Source organism: Shewanella electrica, from assembly GCF_022321485.1.
Taxonomy (GTDB): Bacteria; Pseudomonadota; Gammaproteobacteria; order Enterobacterales; family Shewanellaceae; genus Shewanella; species Shewanella electrica.
This window is the reverse complement of record NZ_JAKOGG010000419.1, coordinates 1-261: the sequence shown is the minus strand read 5'-3', so window position 1 is coordinate 261 and position 261 is coordinate 1. Positions and strand designations below refer to the sequence as shown.

At 44.1% G+C, this 261-nt stretch carries 1 protein-coding gene; it reads left to right on the top strand.

What is annotated here, in order from left to right:
• On the top strand, positions 1-261 hold a 261-nt coding region (locus tag L9G74_RS24360), incomplete at both ends, for an MFS transporter (protein WP_238898715.1).

Genomic DNA, 261 nt, shown 5'->3' with positions numbered 1-261 from the left:
AAGGCCTATGCCTCTGAACTTTTTCGAGAAGAACACCAAGCTATAGGACTCTCAACTGTCAGTGCAGCTTGGGGCATAGGTTTGATCATTGGCCCAGCATTGGGGGGCTATTTGGCTCAGCCTGTAGAGAAGTACCCACATATATTTACAAAGGATTCTTTTTGGGATAAGTTTCCATACTTCTTGCCCAACCTTATAATTTCTGCATTCGCATTTGTAGTAGCTATTGGCTGTATCTGGATTCCGGGAACACTTCACAAC